The sequence below is a fragment of the Enterobacter sp. C4G1 genome, assembly GCF_052886895.1.
Map to the genome: position 1 here is coordinate 1,933,736 of NZ_JBQVVV010000001.1, position 17,141 is coordinate 1,950,876.

Annotated in this window: 15 protein-coding genes; 11 read left to right on the forward strand and 4 right to left on the reverse strand. The window is 53.3% G+C overall.

The genetic code is table 11. From position 1 onward, the window contains the following. Positions 1-28 precede the first annotated feature (28 nt). The 3 genes from degP (at position 29) to ACT9TW_RS09280 (ending at position 4,041) form a co-directional block, all read left to right on the forward strand. Positions 29-1,474, forward strand: coding sequence for a serine endoprotease DegP (gene degP, locus ACT9TW_RS09270; RefSeq protein ID WP_182059629.1), 1,446 nt, complete (start codon positions 29-31; stop codon positions 1,472-1,474). A gap of 154 nt (positions 1,475-1,628) precedes the next feature. Then, a complete protein-coding gene (gene cdaR / locus ACT9TW_RS09275) occupies positions 1,629-2,786 on the forward strand; it encodes a DNA-binding transcriptional regulator CdaR (protein WP_014068966.1) in 1,158 nt (385 codons plus the stop codon). 112 nt (positions 2,787-2,898) lie between these two features. After that, entirely contained in the window at positions 2,899-4,041 is a 1,143-nt protein-coding gene (locus ACT9TW_RS09280) for an IS481 family transposase (RefSeq protein WP_446492699.1), read from the forward strand. A 94-nt stretch (positions 4,042-4,135) separates the two neighbouring features. On the opposite strand, the gene ACT9TW_RS09285 is transcribed toward ACT9TW_RS09280, so the two are convergent. From ACT9TW_RS09285 to map, 4 genes are all read right to left on the reverse strand, one after another. Next, the gene (locus ACT9TW_RS09285) at positions 4,136-4,525 is read right to left on the reverse strand and encodes a DUF3461 family protein (protein ID WP_010426739.1); all 390 of its coding nucleotides are present in this window, start codon (positions 4,523-4,525) and stop codon (positions 4,136-4,138) included. Positions 4,526-4,636: 111 nt separating this feature from the next. Beyond that, the gene (dapD, locus tag ACT9TW_RS09290; RefSeq protein WP_014068967.1) at positions 4,637-5,461 is read right to left on the reverse strand and encodes a 2,3,4,5-tetrahydropyridine-2,6-dicarboxylate N-succinyltransferase; all 825 of its coding nucleotides are present in this window, start codon (positions 5,459-5,461) and stop codon (positions 4,637-4,639) included. Positions 5,462-5,493: 32 nt separating this feature from the next. Beyond that, positions 5,494-8,169: a bifunctional uridylyltransferase/uridylyl-removing protein GlnD gene (gene glnD / locus ACT9TW_RS09295; RefSeq protein WP_182059630.1), complete on the reverse strand. Its 2,676-nt coding sequence runs from the start codon at positions 8,167-8,169 to the stop codon at positions 5,494-5,496. Positions 8,170-8,231: 62 nt separating this feature from the next. Further along, a complete protein-coding gene (gene map / locus ACT9TW_RS09300) occupies positions 8,232-9,026 on the reverse strand; it encodes a type I methionyl aminopeptidase (protein ID WP_182059631.1) in 795 nt (264 codons plus the stop codon). A 321-nt stretch (positions 9,027-9,347) separates the two neighbouring features. On the opposite strand from map, the gene rpsB reads away from it, so the two are divergent. The 8 genes from rpsB to rseP all read left to right on the forward strand — a co-directional run bounded on the left by rpsB (position 9,348) and on the right by rseP (position 17,118). Continuing rightward, positions 9,348-10,073 carry a 30S ribosomal protein S2 gene (gene rpsB, locus ACT9TW_RS09305; RefSeq protein ID WP_003856207.1) on the forward strand — a complete coding sequence of 242 codons (726 nt, stop codon included), beginning with the start codon at positions 9,348-9,350 and terminating at the stop codon, positions 10,071-10,073. A gap of 117 nt (positions 10,074-10,190) precedes the next feature. Beyond that, positions 10,191-11,042, forward strand: a complete 852-nt coding sequence (gene tsf, locus ACT9TW_RS09310; RefSeq protein WP_006173611.1) for a translation elongation factor Ts — start codon at positions 10,191-10,193, stop codon at positions 11,040-11,042. Positions 11,043-11,191: 149 nt separating this feature from the next. Beyond that, complete coding sequence (gene pyrH / locus ACT9TW_RS09315; protein WP_006173609.1) at positions 11,192-11,917, forward strand: UMP kinase; 726 nt, start codon at positions 11,192-11,194, stop codon at positions 11,915-11,917. Between the two features lie 168 nt (positions 11,918-12,085). Next, on the forward strand, positions 12,086-12,643 hold the full coding sequence (frr, locus tag ACT9TW_RS09320; RefSeq protein WP_182059632.1) for a ribosome recycling factor: 558 nt from the start codon (positions 12,086-12,088) through the stop codon (positions 12,641-12,643). A 96-nt stretch (positions 12,644-12,739) separates the two neighbouring features. After that, positions 12,740-13,939: a 1-deoxy-D-xylulose-5-phosphate reductoisomerase gene (ispC, locus tag ACT9TW_RS09325; RefSeq protein WP_014068971.1), complete on the forward strand. Its 1,200-nt coding sequence runs from the start codon at positions 12,740-12,742 to the stop codon at positions 13,937-13,939. A gap of 186 nt (positions 13,940-14,125) precedes the next feature. Further along, on the forward strand, positions 14,126-14,884 hold the full coding sequence (gene ispU / locus ACT9TW_RS09330) for a (2E,6E)-farnesyl-diphosphate-specific ditrans,polycis-undecaprenyl-diphosphate synthase (RefSeq protein WP_182059634.1): 759 nt from the start codon (positions 14,126-14,128) through the stop codon (positions 14,882-14,884). Positions 14,885-14,896: 12 nt separating this feature from the next. After that, complete coding sequence (gene cdsA, locus ACT9TW_RS09335) at positions 14,897-15,754, forward strand: phosphatidate cytidylyltransferase (RefSeq protein ID WP_182059635.1); 858 nt, start codon at positions 14,897-14,899, stop codon at positions 15,752-15,754. Between the two features lie 11 nt (positions 15,755-15,765). Then, complete coding sequence (gene rseP, locus ACT9TW_RS09340) at positions 15,766-17,118, forward strand: sigma E protease regulator RseP (protein ID WP_182059636.1); 1,353 nt, start codon at positions 15,766-15,768, stop codon at positions 17,116-17,118. The last annotated feature ends 23 nt before the right edge of the window (positions 17,119-17,141 follow it).

Genomic DNA, 17,141 nt, shown 5'->3' on the forward strand with positions numbered 1-17,141 from the left:
CGTTATCTGTAAATCGAGATTGAGAAACATGAAAAAAACCACATTAGCAATGAGTGCACTGGCTCTGAGTTTAGGTTTAGCGCTGTCTCCTCTGTCTGCTTTTGCAGCCGAGACCGCGTCTTCGGCAGCAACCGCGCAGCAGATGCCAAGCCTGGCACCGATGCTCGAAAAAGTGATGCCATCGGTGGTGAGTATTAACGTTGAGGGCAGCACGACCGTCAACACGCCGCGGATGCCGCGTAACTTCCAGCAGTTCTTTGGCGATAACTCGCCGTTCTGCCAGGACGGTTCGCCATTCCAGAGCTCCCCGTTCTGTCAGGGCGGTGGCGCGGGCGATGACAGCCAGGGCGGTAACGGTGGCGCCCAGCAACAGAAATTTATGGCGCTTGGATCGGGTGTCATCATTGACGCAGCAAAAGGCTATGTCGTCACCAACAACCACGTTGTTGATAACGCCAGTAGCATCAAAGTTCAGTTGAGCGATGGGCGTAAGTTTGATGCGAAAGTCGTGGGTAAAGATCCGCGTTCTGATATCGCGCTGATCCAGATTCAGGATCCGAAAAACCTGACGGCGATTAAAATTGCCGACTCCGATGCACTGCGCGTTGGTGATTACACCGTGGCTATCGGTAACCCATTCGGTCTGGGTGAAACCGTGACCTCGGGTATTGTCTCAGCGCTCGGTCGTAGCGGCCTGAATGCGGAAAACTACGAGAACTTTATCCAGACGGATGCGGCGATTAACCGCGGTAACTCCGGTGGCGCGCTGGTTAACCTCAACGGTGAACTGATTGGTATCAACACCGCGATTCTGGCACCAGACGGCGGTAACATCGGTATCGGCTTTGCTATCCCGAGTAACATGGTGAAAAACCTGACCGCGCAGATGGTGCAGTATGGTCAGGTGAAACGCGGTGAACTGGGTATCCTCGGGACTGAGCTGAACTCTGAGCTGGCAAAAGCGATGAAAGTTGATGCCCAGCGCGGCGCATTCGTAAGCCAGGTGATGCCGAACTCGTCCGCTGCGAAAGCGGGTATCAAGGCGGGTGATGTCATTACCTCCCTGAACGGAAAACCTATCAGTAGCTTCGCCGCACTGCGTGCAGAAGTGGGTTCAATGCCGGTGGGCAGCAAAATTACCCTCGGCCTGCTGCGTGATGGCAAACCTGTAAACGTAAGCCTTGAGTTGCAGCAGAGCAGCCAGAACCAGGTTGACTCCAGCACCATTTTCAGCGGCATTGAAGGCGCTGAAATGAGCAACAAGGGCGAGGATAAAGGTGTGGTGGTGAACAACGTGAAAGCGAATTCACCGGCTGCCCGTATCGGCCTGAAAAAAGGCGATGTGATCATGGGTGCGAACCAGCAACCCGTGAAAAACATCGCTGAATTGCGCAAAATTCTCGACAGCAAACCTTCAGTGCTGGCGTTGAATATTCAGCGTGGCGACTCCTCACTTTATCTGCTGATGCAGTAATCCCCCTAAGCCCCTGCTCGTTGCTGAGCAGGGGTTTTCTCGTTTCTGTGACCCTTTCCACAAGTCCATACTTATTCCTCTGACTTTGTGCATTCGCACAATGCGGCAGTGATTGAACTCCCCTATGCTTGAGCTCTGCTCACAGGAGGGTTACATGGCTGGCTGGCATCTTGATACCAAAATGGCGCAGGATATCGTGGCGCGCACCATGCGCATCATTGATACCAATATCAACGTAATGGATGCCCGTGGGCGCATTATCGGCAGTGGCGATCGTGAACGCATTGGGGAATTGCACGAAGGTGCGCTGCTGGTGCTCTCTCAGGGGCGCGTGGTGGATATCGACGATGCGGTGGCGAAACACCTCCATGGCGTTCGCCAGGGCATTAACTTACCGCTGCGACTTGAAGGCGAAATTGTCGGGGTGATTGGCCTGACCGGGGAACCGGAATCGCTGCGTAAATATGGCGAACTGGTCTGCATGACGGCAGAAATGATGCTTGAGCAGTCGCGCCTCATGCACCTGCTGGCGCAGGACAGTCGGTTGCGCGAAGAGCTGGTCATGAATCTTATTCAGGCGGAGGAGCACACCCCTGCACTCAGCGAGTGGGCGCAGCGTCTGGGCATCGATCTTAATCAGCCGCGCGTAGTGGCGGTGATTGAGGTGGACAGCGGCCAGCTTGGCGTGGACAGCGCCATGGCGGAGCTACAGCAGTTGCAAAATGCGCTGGCAACACCAGAGCGCAACAACCTGGTGGCGATTGTTTCCCTGACCGAGATGGTCGTGCTTAAACCGGCGCTCAATCAGTTTGGCCGCTGGGATGCAGAAGATCACCGTCGCCGGGTGGATCAGCTTATCGCCCGGATGAAAGAGAACGGCCAGCTTCGTTTTCGCGTGGCGCTGGGGAACTACTTTACCGGGCCGGGCAGCATTGCCCGTTCGTGGCGAACCGCACGCACTACTATGATGGTGGGCAAGCAACGGATGCCCGAGAGCCGTAGCTACTTCTATCAGGATCTGATGCTGCCAGTCTTGCTCGACAGCCTGCGCGGCGGCTGGCAGGCCAATGAACTGGCGCGCCCGTTAGTGCGACTGAAAGCAATGGATAACAACGGCTTGCTGCGCCGTACATTGCAGGCATGGTTTCGCCATAACGTGCAGCCACTGGCAACATCGAAAGCGCTGTTTATCCATCGTAATACGCTGGAATACCGGCTTAACCGGATCTCGGAACTGACGGGGCTGGATCTGGGGAATTTTGACGACAGGCTGCTGCTGTATGTGGCGTTACAGTTAGATGAGCAGAGATGAGGGTTTCACCCTCTCCCTGTGGGTGTACAGTCCGGGGACATAGTGAACGCTTGTTCGGGGACATGGTAGACACTTACAACTAAGGCATAAGAACCCGTTTATGGAGTCGCTTATGCCCTGGGATGCGAGAGATACCATGTCATTACGTACCGAGTTTATATTGTTCGCCTCGCAGGACGGGGCGAACATCCGTTCCCTTTGCCGTCATTTCGGCATTTCACCTGCCACCGGCTACAAGTGGCTTCACCGCTGGGCGGAGGAAGGTGCTGCCGGTCTTCAGGACCGTCCCCGCATACCTCATCACTCTCCGAACCGCTCATCAGACGATATTGCTGACCTGCTGCGTATGGCGCATGAACGCCATGAACGCTGGGGCGCGCGCAAGATTAAGCGCTGGCTCGAAGACCAGGGGCACGTCATGCCTGCCTTCAGCACCGTCCATAACCTGATGGCCCGTCACGGCCTGCTGCCGGGCACAGCACCGGGTATTCTTGCCACGGGCCGCTTCGAACATGCTGCACCCAACCGGCTCTGGCAGATGGATTTTAAGGGGCACTTCCCCTTTGGCGGGGGCCGCTGTCATCCGCTCACCCTGCTGGACGACCACTCCCGTTTCTCCCTGTGTCTGACACACTGTTCCGATGAACGGCGTGAGACCGTACAGCAGCAACTGGTCAGCGTGTTTGAACGCTACGGCCTGCCGGAGCGGATGACAATGGACAACGGCTCGCCGTGGGGTGACACCACTGGCACCTGGACGGCGCTGGAGCTGTGGCTGATGCGCCTGGGTATCCGGGTGGGTCACTCACGGCCTTATCATCCGCAGACACAGGGCAAGCTGGAGCGTTTTCACCGCAGCCTGAAGGCGGAAGTACTGCAGGGTAAGTGGTTCGCAGACAGCGGTGAAGTGCAGCGCGCCTTCGACCACTGGCGCACCGTCTATAACCTGGAACGGCCACACGAGGCCCTGGATATGATGGTGCCGGGGTCGCGGTATCAGCCGTCTGCGCGGCAGTACAGCGGCACCATGGCGCCACCGGAATACGATGAAGGGGTAATGGTCAGGAAGGTGGATAGCAGCGGGAAGCTGAGCGTCAAAGGTATCTGTCTGAGAGCAGGTAAGGCCTTCAGGGGGGAAAGCGTCGGGATGAAAGAGACACGGGAAGAAGGGTATTACGAGGTGTGGTGGTACAGTACAAAAGTGGGGGTGATCGACCTGAAGAAAAAGTCGATCACCATGGGTAAAGGATGTTAAAAAGTGTTCACCATGTCCCCGAACACCTGTCTACCATGTCCCCGGACTGTACAGTGGGAGAGGGCCGGGGTGAGGGCATCAGGCCGCACCCAACTTATTTATTGCGAGTTAATTTCTCAAGATCCGCTTCAATTTCGCTGATCTTGTTGGTAACAACGCTTTCCAGATGACGCAGGTCATCAAGGATCTTACGTTTGAGATCGACTTCGGTGCGATCGCGCTGGCAGATCTGATCGAGTTCATCGATCACATAGCGCAGGTTCGGGCTAATTTCCTGAACCTCTTTGTATCCCTGACCGATGCCATCGGCAACGACGGTCTTACGCTGGCGTGGGTATTTAAACTTCACGCTCTTGGCGAAAAACTCTCCTTTGTCCTTGTGAAAATAGATTTTCAAAATATCGTTATTGGCTTCCTGACGGAGGCTGTAACGATCAATTTCATCAGGATTGGTAATGCCCAGACTTTTCAGATTATCGTACATAGCGGTACCCTTGATCTCAACATAACCTTTGAATAATTAACGAAAAAATCTATTTTCGCCACCCTCAGATACAAAAAAAGCGGGGTTGCCCCCGCTTTTTGTTATACCCGATTAATCGATGGTGCGCAGCAGTTCGTTGATACCCACTTTGCCGCGCGTTTTCGCATCGACTTTCTTCACTATAACCGCGCAGTAGAGGCTGTATTTGCCATCTTTTGACGGCAGGTTACCGGAAACAACTACGGAGCCCGCAGGGACGCGTCCGTAATGCACTTCGCCGGTTTCACGGTCATAAATGCGGGTGCTCTGGCCGATGTAAACGCCCATGGAGATAACAGAGCCTTCTTCCACGATCACGCCTTCAACCACTTCAGAGCGTGCGCCGATGAAGCAGTTGTCTTCGATGATGGTTGGGTTCGCCTGGAGAGGCTCCAGAACGCCACCGATGCCCACGCCGCCGGACAGGTGGACGTTTTTACCGATCTGCGCGCAAGAACCCACTGTTGCCCAGGTATCCACCATAGTGCCTTCGTCAACGTAAGCACCGATGTTCACGTAGGATGGCATCAGCACGGTGTTGCGTGCGATGAATGCGCCCTGACGAACTGCCGCTGGTGGAACCACGCGGAAACCTTCTTTCTGGAAGCGCGCTTCGTCGTAGTCAGCGAATTTCATCGGGACTTTATCGAAGTAGCGGCTTTCTGCTCCGTCGATAACCTGGTTATCGTTGATACGGAAAGAGAGCAGCACGGCTTTTTTCAGCCACTGATGAGTTACCCACTGACCGTTGATCTTTTCTGCTACACGCAGTGCACCGGAATCCAGCAGGGAAATCACCTGGTTAACGGCTTCACGGGTAACGGTATCCACATTTGCCGGGGTAATCTCGGCGCGACGCTCAAAAGCGGACTCAATAACGTTCTGTAACTGCTGCATTGTTTACTCTTTCCATTTCACTAAAAAACACGTCACCCTTTATCGTTTGGATTGAGGGCTGCTGTCAACCGTTGTTGCACTTCAAGTTGCAGGTCATTATTAAGGGCACGCCGGTCGGCGGTCGCGATTATAAATAAATCTTCTACTCGCTCGCCAATGGTTGTAATTCTGGCCCCGTGAAGCGAAATTCCCAGATCGGCAAAAACCTGGCCCACGCGGGCGAGTAGCCCTGGCTGGTCGAGCGCGATCAGCTCCAGGAACGATTTACGATCGGTATGGGTCGGCAGGAAATTGACCTCGGTATCGACGGTAAAGTGCCGTAATTTCGCGGGCTGACGTCGCGGCTGCGGCGGCTGCCAGCTGTGCTGGGTAATCGCCTGCTCCAGGCCAAAGCGTATCCCTTCGTGCCTGTCCGGCGACAACGGGCTGCCATCCGGCTCCAGCACAATAAAGGTGTCCATCGCCATGCCGTCGCGGGTGGTAAAAATCTGCGCGTCGTGAACGCTCAGGTTTCGCCTGTCTAGCTCGGCGCAGACGGCGGCAAACAGATAGGCTCGGTCCGGGCTCCAGATAAAGATCTCCGTACCGCCGCGCGTGGCCTGCGGGCTAAGCAGGATCATCGGCTTCGACAAGTCGTGCTTTAGCAGATGCCGTGCGTGCCACGCCAACTGGTTTGGGCTGTGGCGGACAAAGTAGTTGGCACGACAGCGCGCCCATATCTGATGCAACGCCTCTTCATCAATGTTATCCATCCGCAGCAACGCCAGCGCCTGTAGCTGGTGATGGCGCACCCGCTCGCGCATATCCGGGGTATTTTGCATTCCGCGGCGCAGCTGTTTCTCGGTGGCGAAGTAGAGTTCGCGCAGCAGGCTTTGCTTCCAGCTGTTCCACAGCGTTTCGTTGGTGGCACAGATATCTGCCACCGTCAGGCAGACCAGATAGCGCAGGCGGTTTTCCGTCTGCACCTCTTCGGCGAACTGCTTAATCACTTCAGGATCCTGGATATCACGGCGCTGGGCGGTGACCGACATCAGCAGGTGGTGGCGTACCAGCCAGGCCACAAGCTGCGTTTCTCGTGAATTGAGTCCATGCAGTTCGGCAAATTTCAGGACATCCTGCGCCCCGAGTACCGAGTGGTCGCCACCACGGCCTTTAGCAATGTCGTGGAACAGGGCGGCAATCAGGATAAGTTCCGGGTGCGACAGGCGTGGCCACAGCTCAACGCACAGTGGATGACGAGAACGGGTCTCTTCCTGAGCAAAGCTTTCCAGCTTGAGCATGACGCGTATCGTGTGTTCATCCACCGTGTAGGCATGGAAAAGATCGAACTGCATCTGGCCGACGATATGTGACCACTGGGGCATGTAGGCCCACAATACACTGTGACGGTGCATTGGCAGCAGGCCACGGCTCACTGCACCCGGATGACGGAGCATACTGAGGAACAGTGAACGCGCTTCCGGGATATAGCACAGGGGCTGTGTCAGATGACGACGGGCATGGCGCAGATGACGCAGGGTTGTGGAGTAGATCCCGGTGATCGCGCTGTTACGAACCATGGTGTAGAACATGCGCAGGATCGCTTCTGGCTCACGAATGAACAGCGTTTCGTCGCGCAGATCGATAAGTGTGCCGCGCAGCTGGAATTCGTCATCAATCGGGCGCGGTTTTTCGTCTGCCGTCAGCGCCAGGATCGCCTCATCGAACAGCTGCAACAGCATCTGGTTCAGCTCGGTGACGCGGCGAGTCACACGGAAGAAATCCTTCATCATATGCTCGACCGGCTCGTTGCCTTCGCCGCTGTAGTTCAGACGCTGGGCAACGCTGAGCTGGCGATCAAACAGCAGGCGGTTGTCATAGCGATTCAGTTCCAGATGCAGGGCAAAGCGGATACGCCAGAGCAAGTGCAGACATTCATTCAGTTCATTACGTTCGGCTTCGGTCAAAAAGCCGAACCCTACCATTTCATCCAGTGAGGTCGCGCCGAAATGGCGCCGGGCCACCCACTGCAACGTGTGTATGTCGCGCAGGCCGCCAGGGCTGCTTTTAATATCGGGCTCGAGGTTATAGCTGGTGCCGTGGTAGCGCTGATGGCGCTGGTTTTGCTCTTCGACCTTCGCGGCAAAGAACTTTTCAGATGGCCAGAAGCCGTCGCTGAAAATGTGTTTCTGTAGTTCCAGGAATAGCGCAACATCGCCAATCAACAGGCGGGTTTCAATCAGATTAGTGGCAACGGTAAGGTCAGATAACCCTTCGAGCAGGCACTCTTCAAGTGTGCGCACGCTATGACCGACTTCCAGCTTCACATCCCAGAGCAGCGTCAACAGCTCGCCAATTTTTTGCGCCTGGTCGTCCGGCAGCTTCTTGCGGCTTAAGATCAGCAGGTCGATATCGGAAAGCGGATGAAGTTCACCCCGACCATAGCCCCCGACGGCAACCAGTGCGACATCGCTAATCTGCCCGAAACCGTAATCGATCCATAAACGTTGCAGCAGCTGGTCGATAAATTCGGTTCGCGCTTCTATCAACTGTTCGGCAGAGATACCCGCGTCGAAAGCACTGCCCAGCCAGCGCTGGAAGACATCCATATGCGCTTTGATGTCGGCACAGGTCAGCTCACGCTGCGGCCAGACGCCGGGGTTATCGGGCTGATCGGGGAGGGTGGGAAGTGCTGTGTTAGCATACTGTTCGGGTAAAAGATTACTCATCGCGCGCCACCCATAAGAAAAAGCTATCACCATTAAAAAAGCCGGCATTTGCCGGCTTTTTATCATTCGTTGTGCGTCAGTATCGCCGGGATGGTGTCATCCTTGCGCAACGTCATAATTTCGCAGCCGTTGTCTGTCACCACAATAGTATGCTCGTACTGCGCAGACAAGCTTCTGTCTTTGGTTTTCACCGTCCAGCCATCTTTCATGGTACGGATGCGGTAGTCGCCAGAGTTGACCATCGGTTCAATGGTGAAGGTCATCCCTTTTTGCAGCACCACGCCACCGTCATCGGCATCATAGTGCAGAACCTGCGGTTCTTCGTGGAAGACGCGGCCAATGCCGTGACCGCAATATTCGCGAACCACAGAGAAGCCTTCGGCTTCAACGAATTTCTGAATAGCCGCGCCAATGGTGCGCAGACGGATGCCCGGCTTAACCATTTTCAGCGCCAGGTAGAGGCTTTCCTGCGTTACTTTGCACAGGCGCTCACCCAGAATAGTTGGTTTGCCGACGATGAACATCTTTGATGTGTCACCGTGATACTCGTCTTTAATAACGGTGACGTCGATGTTGACGATGTCGCCATCTTTTAGCAGCTTTTCGTCATCCGGAATACCGTGGCAAACCACTTCATTAATAGAGATGCAGACGGATTTCGGGAAACCGTGATAGCCGAGGCAGGCGGAGACTGCCTGCTGCTCGTTAACGATATAGTCATTACAAATGCGATCCAGCTCGCCGGTGCTGACGCCCGGTTTCACGAACGGCTCGATCATTTCAAGCACTTCAGCGGCCAGACGACCGGCGACGCGCATCTTTTCAATTTCTTCAGGTGTCTTAATAGAGATAGCCATGTAATCTGTCCATCGGTGTCGATTTTTTCGACAATACTAGTTCAAGTGTCGTCAATGGTATCAGTCAGGCGCACCCCGTGCCAAATTGAGAATCATTAACAGCACACTCAGCCAACAACTGTTGGTGTCTGGCCGTGTTTTGTGGTATAAAGCGCGCCGGACTTCCGATCCATTTCAGATACACAGGCTGGACGGAAGCGACAAATCTCACTTTGTGTAATAACACACACGTATCGGCACATGTTCCGGGGTGCCCTTTGGGGTCGGTAACATGGGATACGTGGAGGCATAACCCCAACTTTTAATATAGAGGTTTTAAACATGGCAACTGTTTCCATGCGCGACATGCTCAAGGCTGGTGTTCACTTTGGTCACCAGACCCGTTACTGGAACCCGAAAATGAAGCCTTTCATCTTCGGCGCACGTAACAAAGTTCACATCATCAACCTTGAGAAAACTGTACCAATGTTCAACGAAGCCCTGGCTGAGCTGAACAAGATCTCTTCCCGTAAAGGTAAGATTCTGTTCGTTGGTACTAAGCGCGCTGCAAGCGAAGCTGTGAAAGATGCTGCTAACAGCTGCGATCAGTTCTTCGTGAACCATCGCTGGTTGGGCGGCATGCTGACCAACTGGAAAACCGTTCGTCAGTCAATCAAACGCCTGAAAGATCTGGAAACCCAGTCTCAGGACGGTACTTTCGACAAGCTGACTAAGAAAGAAGCGCTGATGCGTACTCGTGAACTGGACAAGCTGGAAAACAGCCTGGGCGGTATCAAAGATATGGGCGGCCTGCCAGACGCGCTGTTCGTAATCGATGCAGACCACGAGCACATCGCAATCAAAGAAGCTAACAACCTGGGTATCCCAGTATTCGCTATCGTTGATACCAACTCCGATCCGGACGGTGTTGACTTCGTTATCCCGGGTAACGACGATGCAATCCGTGCTGTTAGCCTGTACCTGAGCGCTGTAGCTGCTACCGTTCGTGAAGGCCGTTCGCAGGATCTGGCTTCTCAGGCGGAAGAAAGCTTCGTAGAAGCTGAATAATAAGGTTTCACCCCTTATTAGTACCGTGTATGAATAGGGGCCAATTATCGGCCCCTTTTTTCAATTTATACTGTTTGGCTTCTGGCCGGGCAGTTCACATCTCCCGAGGATTTAAGAATGGCTGAAATTACCGCATCCCTGGTAAAAGAGCTGCGCGAGCGTACTGGCGCAGGCATGATGGATTGCAAAAAAGCGCTGACTGAAGCGAACGGCGACATCGAGCTGGCAATCGAAAACATGCGTAAATCCGGTGCGATCAAAGCAGCTAAAAAAGCAGGCAACGTTGCTGCTGACGGCGTGATCATCACTAAGATCGACGGCACCTACGGCATCATTCTGGAAGTTAACTGCCAGACTGACTTCGTTGCTAAAGATGGCGGTTTCCAGGCATTTGCGAACAAAGTACTGGACGCAGCTGTTGCTGGTAAAATCACAGACGTTGAAGTTCTGAAAGCACAGTTCGAAGAAGAACGTGTTGCTCTGGTTGCTAAGATCGGTGAGAACATCAACATTCGTCGCGTTTCTTCTCTGGAAGGTGACGTTCTGGGTTCATACCAGCACGGTGCTCGCATCGGTGTTCTGGTTGCTGCTAAAGGCGCTGACGAAGAGCTGGTTAAACAGCTGGCAATGCACATCGCTGCAAGCAAGCCAGAATTCGTTAAACCAGAAGACGTGTCTGCTGAAGTGGTAGAAAAAGAATACCAGGTTCAGCTGGATATCGCGATGCAGTCTGGTAAGCCAAAAGAAATCGCAGAGAAAATGGTTGAAGGCCGCATGAAGAAATTCACCGGCGAAGTTTCTCTGACTGGCCAGCCTTTCGTAATGGATCCAAGCAAGTCTGTTGCTCAGCTGCTGAAAGAGCACAACGCTGACGTAACTGGCTTCATCCGCTTCGAAGTGGGCGAAGGCATCGAGAAAGTTGAGACTGACTTCGCAGCAGAAGTTGCTGCAATGTCCAAGCAGTCTTAATGATTGAAAAGGAGCCGCCTGAGGGCGGCTTCTTTTTGTCACCCGTCATACAAAATCAGACAGGTTACTGTATCCCTGCGCTGGTTTGCGACATAACATGTCGCCAGAATTAACCCCATCTTAATCGTTGACAGTCTCAGGAAAGAAACATGGCTACCAATGCAAAACCCGTGTACAAACGCATTCTGCTTAAGCTGAGTGGCGAAGCGCTGCAGGGAACGGAAGGCTTCGGTATTGACGCAAGCATCCTTGACCGCATGGCGCAGGAAATCAAAGAGCTGGTTGAACTGGGCATCCAGGTCGGTGTGGTCATTGGTGGTGGTAATCTTTTCCGTGGCGCTGGTCTGGCGAAAGCAGGTATGAACCGCGTTGTGGGCGACCACATGGGGATGCTGGCAACCGTGATGAATGGCCTGGCAATGCGTGATGCGCTGCATCGTGCCTACGTGAATGCCCGCCTGATGTCCGCTATTCCCCTGAATGGCGTGTGCGATAATTACAGCTGGGCGGAAGCGATTAGCCTGCTGCGTAACAACCGCGTGGTGATCCTCTCTGCCGGTACGGGTAACCCGTTCTTTACTACCGATTCCGCAGCCTGCCTGCGCGGTATCGAAATCGAAGCCGACGTGGTGCTGAAAGCGACCAAAGTCGATGGCGTGTTTACTGCCGATCCGGCAAAAGATCCGTCTGCTACCATGTACGATCAGCTGAGCTACAGCGAAGTACTGGATAAAGAGCTGAAAGTAATGGATCTTGCCGCCTTCACGCTGGCTCGCGACCATAAACTGCCAATTCGTGTCTTCAATATGAACAAGCCTGGCGCGCTGCGTCGCGTGGTAATGGGCGAAAAAGAAGGCACTTTGATCACGGAATAATTTCCGTTGGCGATAAATACAGGTAAGATTCCGCTTTAATTTGTAGTGGTATCTTACCTGGGCGCGCCTTTGGCGTTGTCATGAATTAAACGCGACTATACTTAGCACACCTGTAGCAGCTGTGCTGGCGGATAGTCTGCCTGAGACAAGTTTTCAAGGATTCGTAACGTGATTAACGACATCAGAAAAGATGCTGAAGTACGCATGGACAAATGCGTAGAAGCGTTCAAAAACCAAATCAGCAAAATTCGTACTGGCCGCGCTTCCCCAAGCCTGCTGGATGGCATCGTGGTGGAATACTACGGCACGCCAACCCCACTGCGTCAGCTGGCTAACGTCACTGTTGAAGACACCCGTACGCTGAAAATAAACGTATTCGACCGTTCTATGGGCCCGGCAGTAGAAAAAGCGATTATGGCTTCCGATCTGGGTCTGAACCCAAGCTCTGCGGGCACTGATATCCGTGTTCCACTGCCTCCACTGACGGAAGAGCGTCGTAAAGACCTGATCAAAGTTGTTCGTGGCGAAGCTGAGCAGGGTCGTGTTTCCGTGCGTAACGTGCGTCGCGACGCGAACGATAAAGTTAAAGCATTGCTGAAAGACAAAGAAATCAGTGAAGATGACGATCGTCGTTCCCAGGACGACGTACAGAAACTGACTGACGCAGCCATCAAGAAAATTGATGCGGCGCTGGCAGATAAAGAAGCGGAACTGATGCAGTTCTGATTTCTGTCGTACACTGACAAACGCCGTTCAGAGAGCCTAAGTGGCTTGCTGGCGGCGTTTTGCTTTTATCTGGTCTAACATTTTTCCGGGCATCTCATGAAGCATTTAACTCTCCTCGGCTCAACCGGCTCTATTGGTTGCAGCACTCTCGACGTTGTTCGCCATAATCCTGACATCTACACCGTGACTGCCCTCGTGGCCGGAAAGAACGTGCAGCGTATGGTTGAGCAGTGTCTGGAGTTTGCGCCTCGCTATGCGGTAATGGATGACGAGGGCAGTGCTCGCCAGGTGAAAGCCTTGCTGGAAGAGAAGGGCAGTCGTACCGAAGTGTTGAGCGGGCAGCAGGCGGCTTGCGAAATGGCTGCGCTGGATGAAGTTGATCAGGTGATGGCGGCAATCGTCGGCGCGGCAGGGCTTCTGCCGACGCTTGCCGCTATTGATGCCGGTAAAACGGTATTGCTGGCAAATAAAGAGTCATTGGTGACCTGCGGGCGTCTGTTCATGGATGCTGTAAAACAGCGCGGAGCGCGTCTTTTGCCGGTAGACAGCGAGCACAACGCGATTTTTCAGAGTTTACCTCAACCTTTTCAACAGAACCTGGGGTACGCTGACCTGGAGCAAAATGGCGTTGTGTCTATTCTGCTTACCGGGTCTGGTGGCCCGTTCCGGGAAACACCACTGTCTGAACTGCGCGCAATGACGCCGGATCAGGCGTGTCGTCATCCGAACTGGTCGATGGGGCGTAAGATCTCCGTTGATTCTGCCACCATGATGAACAAAGGTCTGGAATACATTGAAGCTCGCTGGCTGTTTAACGCATCGGCGAAACAGATGGAAGTGCTGATCCACCCGCAATCGGTGATTCACTCGATGGTGCGTTATCAGGATGGGAGCGTACTGGCACAGTTGGGCGAGCCGGATATGCGTACACCTATCGCGCACTCAATGGCGTGGCCAAATCGTGTGAAATCGGGCGTAAAACCCCTCGATTTTTGCAAGTTAAGCTCACTGACCTTCAGCGAGCCCGACTATGACCGCTACCCGTGTCTGAAACTTGCCATGAATGCGTTTGACCAGGGGCAAGCGGCGACGACAGCACTCAATGCAGCCAATGAAATTACCGTTGAGGCATTTCTGAATCAGCAAATCCGCTTTACCGATATCGCGGCACTGAATTTGTCGGTGCTTGAGATGATGGATTTGCGTGAACCACAGAGTGTGGAAGAGGTACTGGCGGTGGATGAACAGGCTCGTATTATTGCGCGTAAACAGGTGACACATCTCGCAAGCTGGTGATAAAGCAACCACTAGTGGTCGTGCTATTTGTTAGCGTAGGGCTTCAGTGATATAGTCTGCGCCACCTGATCGCAGGAATTTGACTTTATGTGGTCAGGTAAGCCGTGGTTTGACACGGCTTTTTTATGTATAGGCTTCAGTATTCCTGAGTACCGTTAAATCCTTTTCAGGGACTAAAAACGCGTTATGTTGTCTGCGAATCAACCAATAAGCGAAAACTTGCCAGCTCATGGCTGCCGTCATGTAGCAATCATCATGGATGGCAATGGCCGCTGGGCGAAAAGACAAGGGAAGATAAGAGCCTTTGGGCATAAAGCCGGGGCGAAATCTGTTCGCCGCGCCGTTTCTTTTGCCGCCAATAACGGCATTGATGCGTTAACGCTCTATGCTTTTAGCAGTGAAAACTGGAATCGACCTGCGCAGGAAGTTAGTGCGTTGATGGAATTGTTTGTGTGGGCGCTCGACAGCGAAGTAAAAAGCCTGCATCGCCACAACGTCCGCCTGCGTATTATTGGCGAAACCAGTCGTTTTAACTCACGTTTGCAGGAACGAATTCGTAAAGCAGAAGCGTTGACTGAAAATAATACCGGTCTGACGCTCAATATCGCGGCGAATTACGGCGGACGCTGGGATATTATCCAGGGTGTTCGGCATTTGGCCGAACAGGTTCAGGAAGGGCTGTTGAGACCCGACCAAATTGATGAAGAGGCGCTGGGTCAGCAAATTTGCATGAATGAACTGGCTCCCGTGGATTTGGTAATTAGGACAGGGGGGGAGCATCGCATAAGTAACTTTTTGCTTTGGCAAATAGCCTATGCCGAACTTTACTTTACGGATGTTCTCTGGCCCGATTTTGATGAACAAGACTTTGAAGGTGCGCTGCATGCCTTTGCCAATCGAGAGCGTCGTTTCGGTGGCACCGAGCCTGGTGGCGACAACGCCTGATGGGGGTAGCTTTTGCTGAAGTATCGCCTGATTTCCGCTTTTGTATTAATACCCATTGTCATTGCGGCGCTGTTTTTACTGCCCCCAGTGGGATTCGCGATTGTTACGCTGGTGGTGTGTATGCTCGCAGCGTGGGAATGGGGACAGTTTAGCGGCTTTACTTCGCGCACTCAGCGGGTATGGCTGGCGGTGATCTGTGGCTTTATTCTGGCCCTGATGCTGTTTACGTTGCCTGAATATCATCATGATATTCATCAACCGCTTGTTGCTGGCGCGCTTTGGGTGTCGCTGGGCTGGTGGGTCGCCGCGCTGTTACTGGTGCTTTTTTATCCAGAATCCGCGGCGCTATGGCGTAACTCTAAAGTTTTACGCCTTATTTTTGGCCTGCTCACAATTGTTCCTTTTTTCTGGGGTATGCTCGCGCTGCGCGCATGGCACTATGACGACAACCACTACAGCGGCGCGCTATGGCTGCTCTACGTGATGATTCTCGTCTGGGGGGCTGACTCAGGTGCTTATATGTTTGGTAAACTGTTTGGCAAACATAAACTCGCACCGAAAGTCTCTCCGGGGAAAACCTGGCAAGGATTCATCGGCGGCTTGTTTACGGCAGCGATTATCTCCTGGGGCTACGGCGTCTGGGCGAATCTTGAGGTTGCACCGTCAACCTTGCTGGTATGCTCTATTTTCGCTGCGCTGGCCTCTGTTTTGGGTGATTTAACCGAAAGCATGTTTAAGCGCGAAGCAGGGATCAAAGATAGTGGTCACCTTATCCCAGGACATGGCGGTATACTGGATCGCATTGACAGCCTGACAGCGGCTGTTCCAGTGTTTGCTTGCCTGCTTTTACTGGTATTTGGGACGATTTAACGGAAGGTTTTATGCTGAGCATTCTCTGGAATCTGGCGGCGTTCATTGTTGCACTGGGTGTACTGATTACCGTGCATGAATTTGGCCATTTCTGGGTTGCTCGTCGTTGCGGTGTGCGGGTCGAGCGATTTTCCATTGGTTTTGGTAAATCGCTCTGGAAGCGCACCGACAAGCAAGGCACCGAGTTTGTCCTCGCACTTATTCCCTTGGGCGGTTATGTCAAAATGCTCGACGAACGTGTCGAGCCTGTCGCCCCTGAACTTCGACACAGCGCGTTTAACAACAAAACGGTTGGACAACGCGCCGCCATCATTGCTGCCGGGCCGGTAGCCAATTTCATCTTTGCTATTTTCGCCTACTGGCTGGTGTTTATCATCGGAGTCCCTGGCGTTCGTCCGGTTGTGGGTGAAATTGCTGCCGACTCTATCGCGGCGAGTGCGCAAATTACACCAGGGATGGAACTTAAAGCGATTGATGGCATCGAAACCCCTGATTGGGATGCCGTGCGACTGCAACTGGTAGCCAAAATCGGTGATGCGCAGACCACCGTCAGCGTGTCGCCATTTGGTTCTGACCAGCGGCAGGACAAAGTGCTGGATTTACGTCACTGGAGTTTTGAGCCTGACAAAGAGGACCCGGTCTCTGCACTGGGGATTCGACCGCGCGGCGCGCAGATCGAACCGGTATTAGCCGAAGTACAGGCGAATTCGGCTGCGAGCAAAGCGGGTTTGCAAGCGGGCGACAGGATCGTTAAAGTCGATGGTCAGCCATTAACACAGTGGATGACCTTTGTTAATCTGGTGCGCGATAATCCAGGCACTTCACTCGCACTGGAAGTAGAAAGGCAGGGGAGTCCTCTTTCACTGACGCTTATCCCGGATACCAAATCGGGCGGCAAAAAGGCAGAAGGGTTTGCAGGCGTTGTGCCGAAAGTCATCCCACTGCCAGATGAGTACAAGACAATACGCCAGTATGGGCCGTTCAGCGCCATCCTTGAAGCCACGGATAAAACATGGCAACTGATGAAGCTAACGGTCAACATGTTGGGGAAATTGATAACCGGTGATGTGAAACTGAACAACCTCAGTGGGCCAATATCTATTGCTCAGGGGGCTGGGATGTCAGCGGAATTCGGGGTGATTTACTATCTCATGTTCCTCGCGCTCATTAGCGTGAACCTTGGGATAATCAACCTGTTCCCGCTTCCCGTATTAGACGGGGGTCATCTGCTGTTTTTAGCGATTGAAAAGCTAAAAGGCGGACCGGTATCCGAGCGAGTTCAAGACTTTAGTTATCGCATTGGCTCGATTTTGCTGGTGCTGTTAATGGGGCTTGCACTTTTCAATGATTTCTCTCGGTTGTAAGAGAGTGTTAGGAAGAACGCATA

Excerpts from the sequence above, each read along its gene's own strand:
- ACT9TW_RS09285 (WP_010426739.1), bottom strand. The coding sequence starts at position 4,525 with ATGTACGATAATCTGAAAAGTCTGGGCATTACCAATCCTGATGAAATT.
- pyrH (WP_006173609.1), top strand. The coding sequence starts at position 11,192 with ATGGCTACCAATGCAAAACCCGTGTACAAACGCATTCTGCTTAAGCTG.
- ispC (WP_014068971.1), top strand. The coding sequence starts at position 12,740 with ATGAAGCATTTAACTCTCCTCGGCTCAACCGGCTCTATTGGTTGCAGC.
- dapD (WP_014068967.1), bottom strand. The coding sequence starts at position 5,461 with ATGCAGCAGTTACAGAACGTTATTGAGTCCGCTTTTGAGCGTCGCGCC.
- ACT9TW_RS09280 (WP_446492699.1), top strand. The coding sequence starts at position 2,899 with ATGCCCTGGGATGCGAGAGATACCATGTCATTACGTACCGAGTTTATA.
- map (WP_182059631.1), bottom strand. The coding sequence starts at position 9,026 with ATGGCTATCTCTATTAAGACACCTGAAGAAATTGAAAAGATGCGCGTC.
- rpsB (WP_003856207.1), top strand. The coding sequence starts at position 9,348 with ATGGCAACTGTTTCCATGCGCGACATGCTCAAGGCTGGTGTTCACTTT.
- tsf (WP_006173611.1), top strand. The coding sequence starts at position 10,191 with ATGGCTGAAATTACCGCATCCCTGGTAAAAGAGCTGCGCGAGCGTACT.
- cdaR (WP_014068966.1), top strand. The coding sequence starts at position 1,629 with ATGGCTGGCTGGCATCTTGATACCAAAATGGCGCAGGATATCGTGGCG.
- glnD (WP_182059630.1), bottom strand. The coding sequence starts at position 8,169 with ATGAGTAATCTTTTACCCGAACAGTATGCTAACACAGCACTTCCCACC.
- degP (WP_182059629.1), top strand. The coding sequence starts at position 29 with ATGAAAAAAACCACATTAGCAATGAGTGCACTGGCTCTGAGTTTAGGT.
- ispU (WP_182059634.1), top strand. The coding sequence starts at position 14,126 with ATGTTGTCTGCGAATCAACCAATAAGCGAAAACTTGCCAGCTCATGGC.
- rseP (WP_182059636.1), top strand. The coding sequence starts at position 15,766 with ATGCTGAGCATTCTCTGGAATCTGGCGGCGTTCATTGTTGCACTGGGT.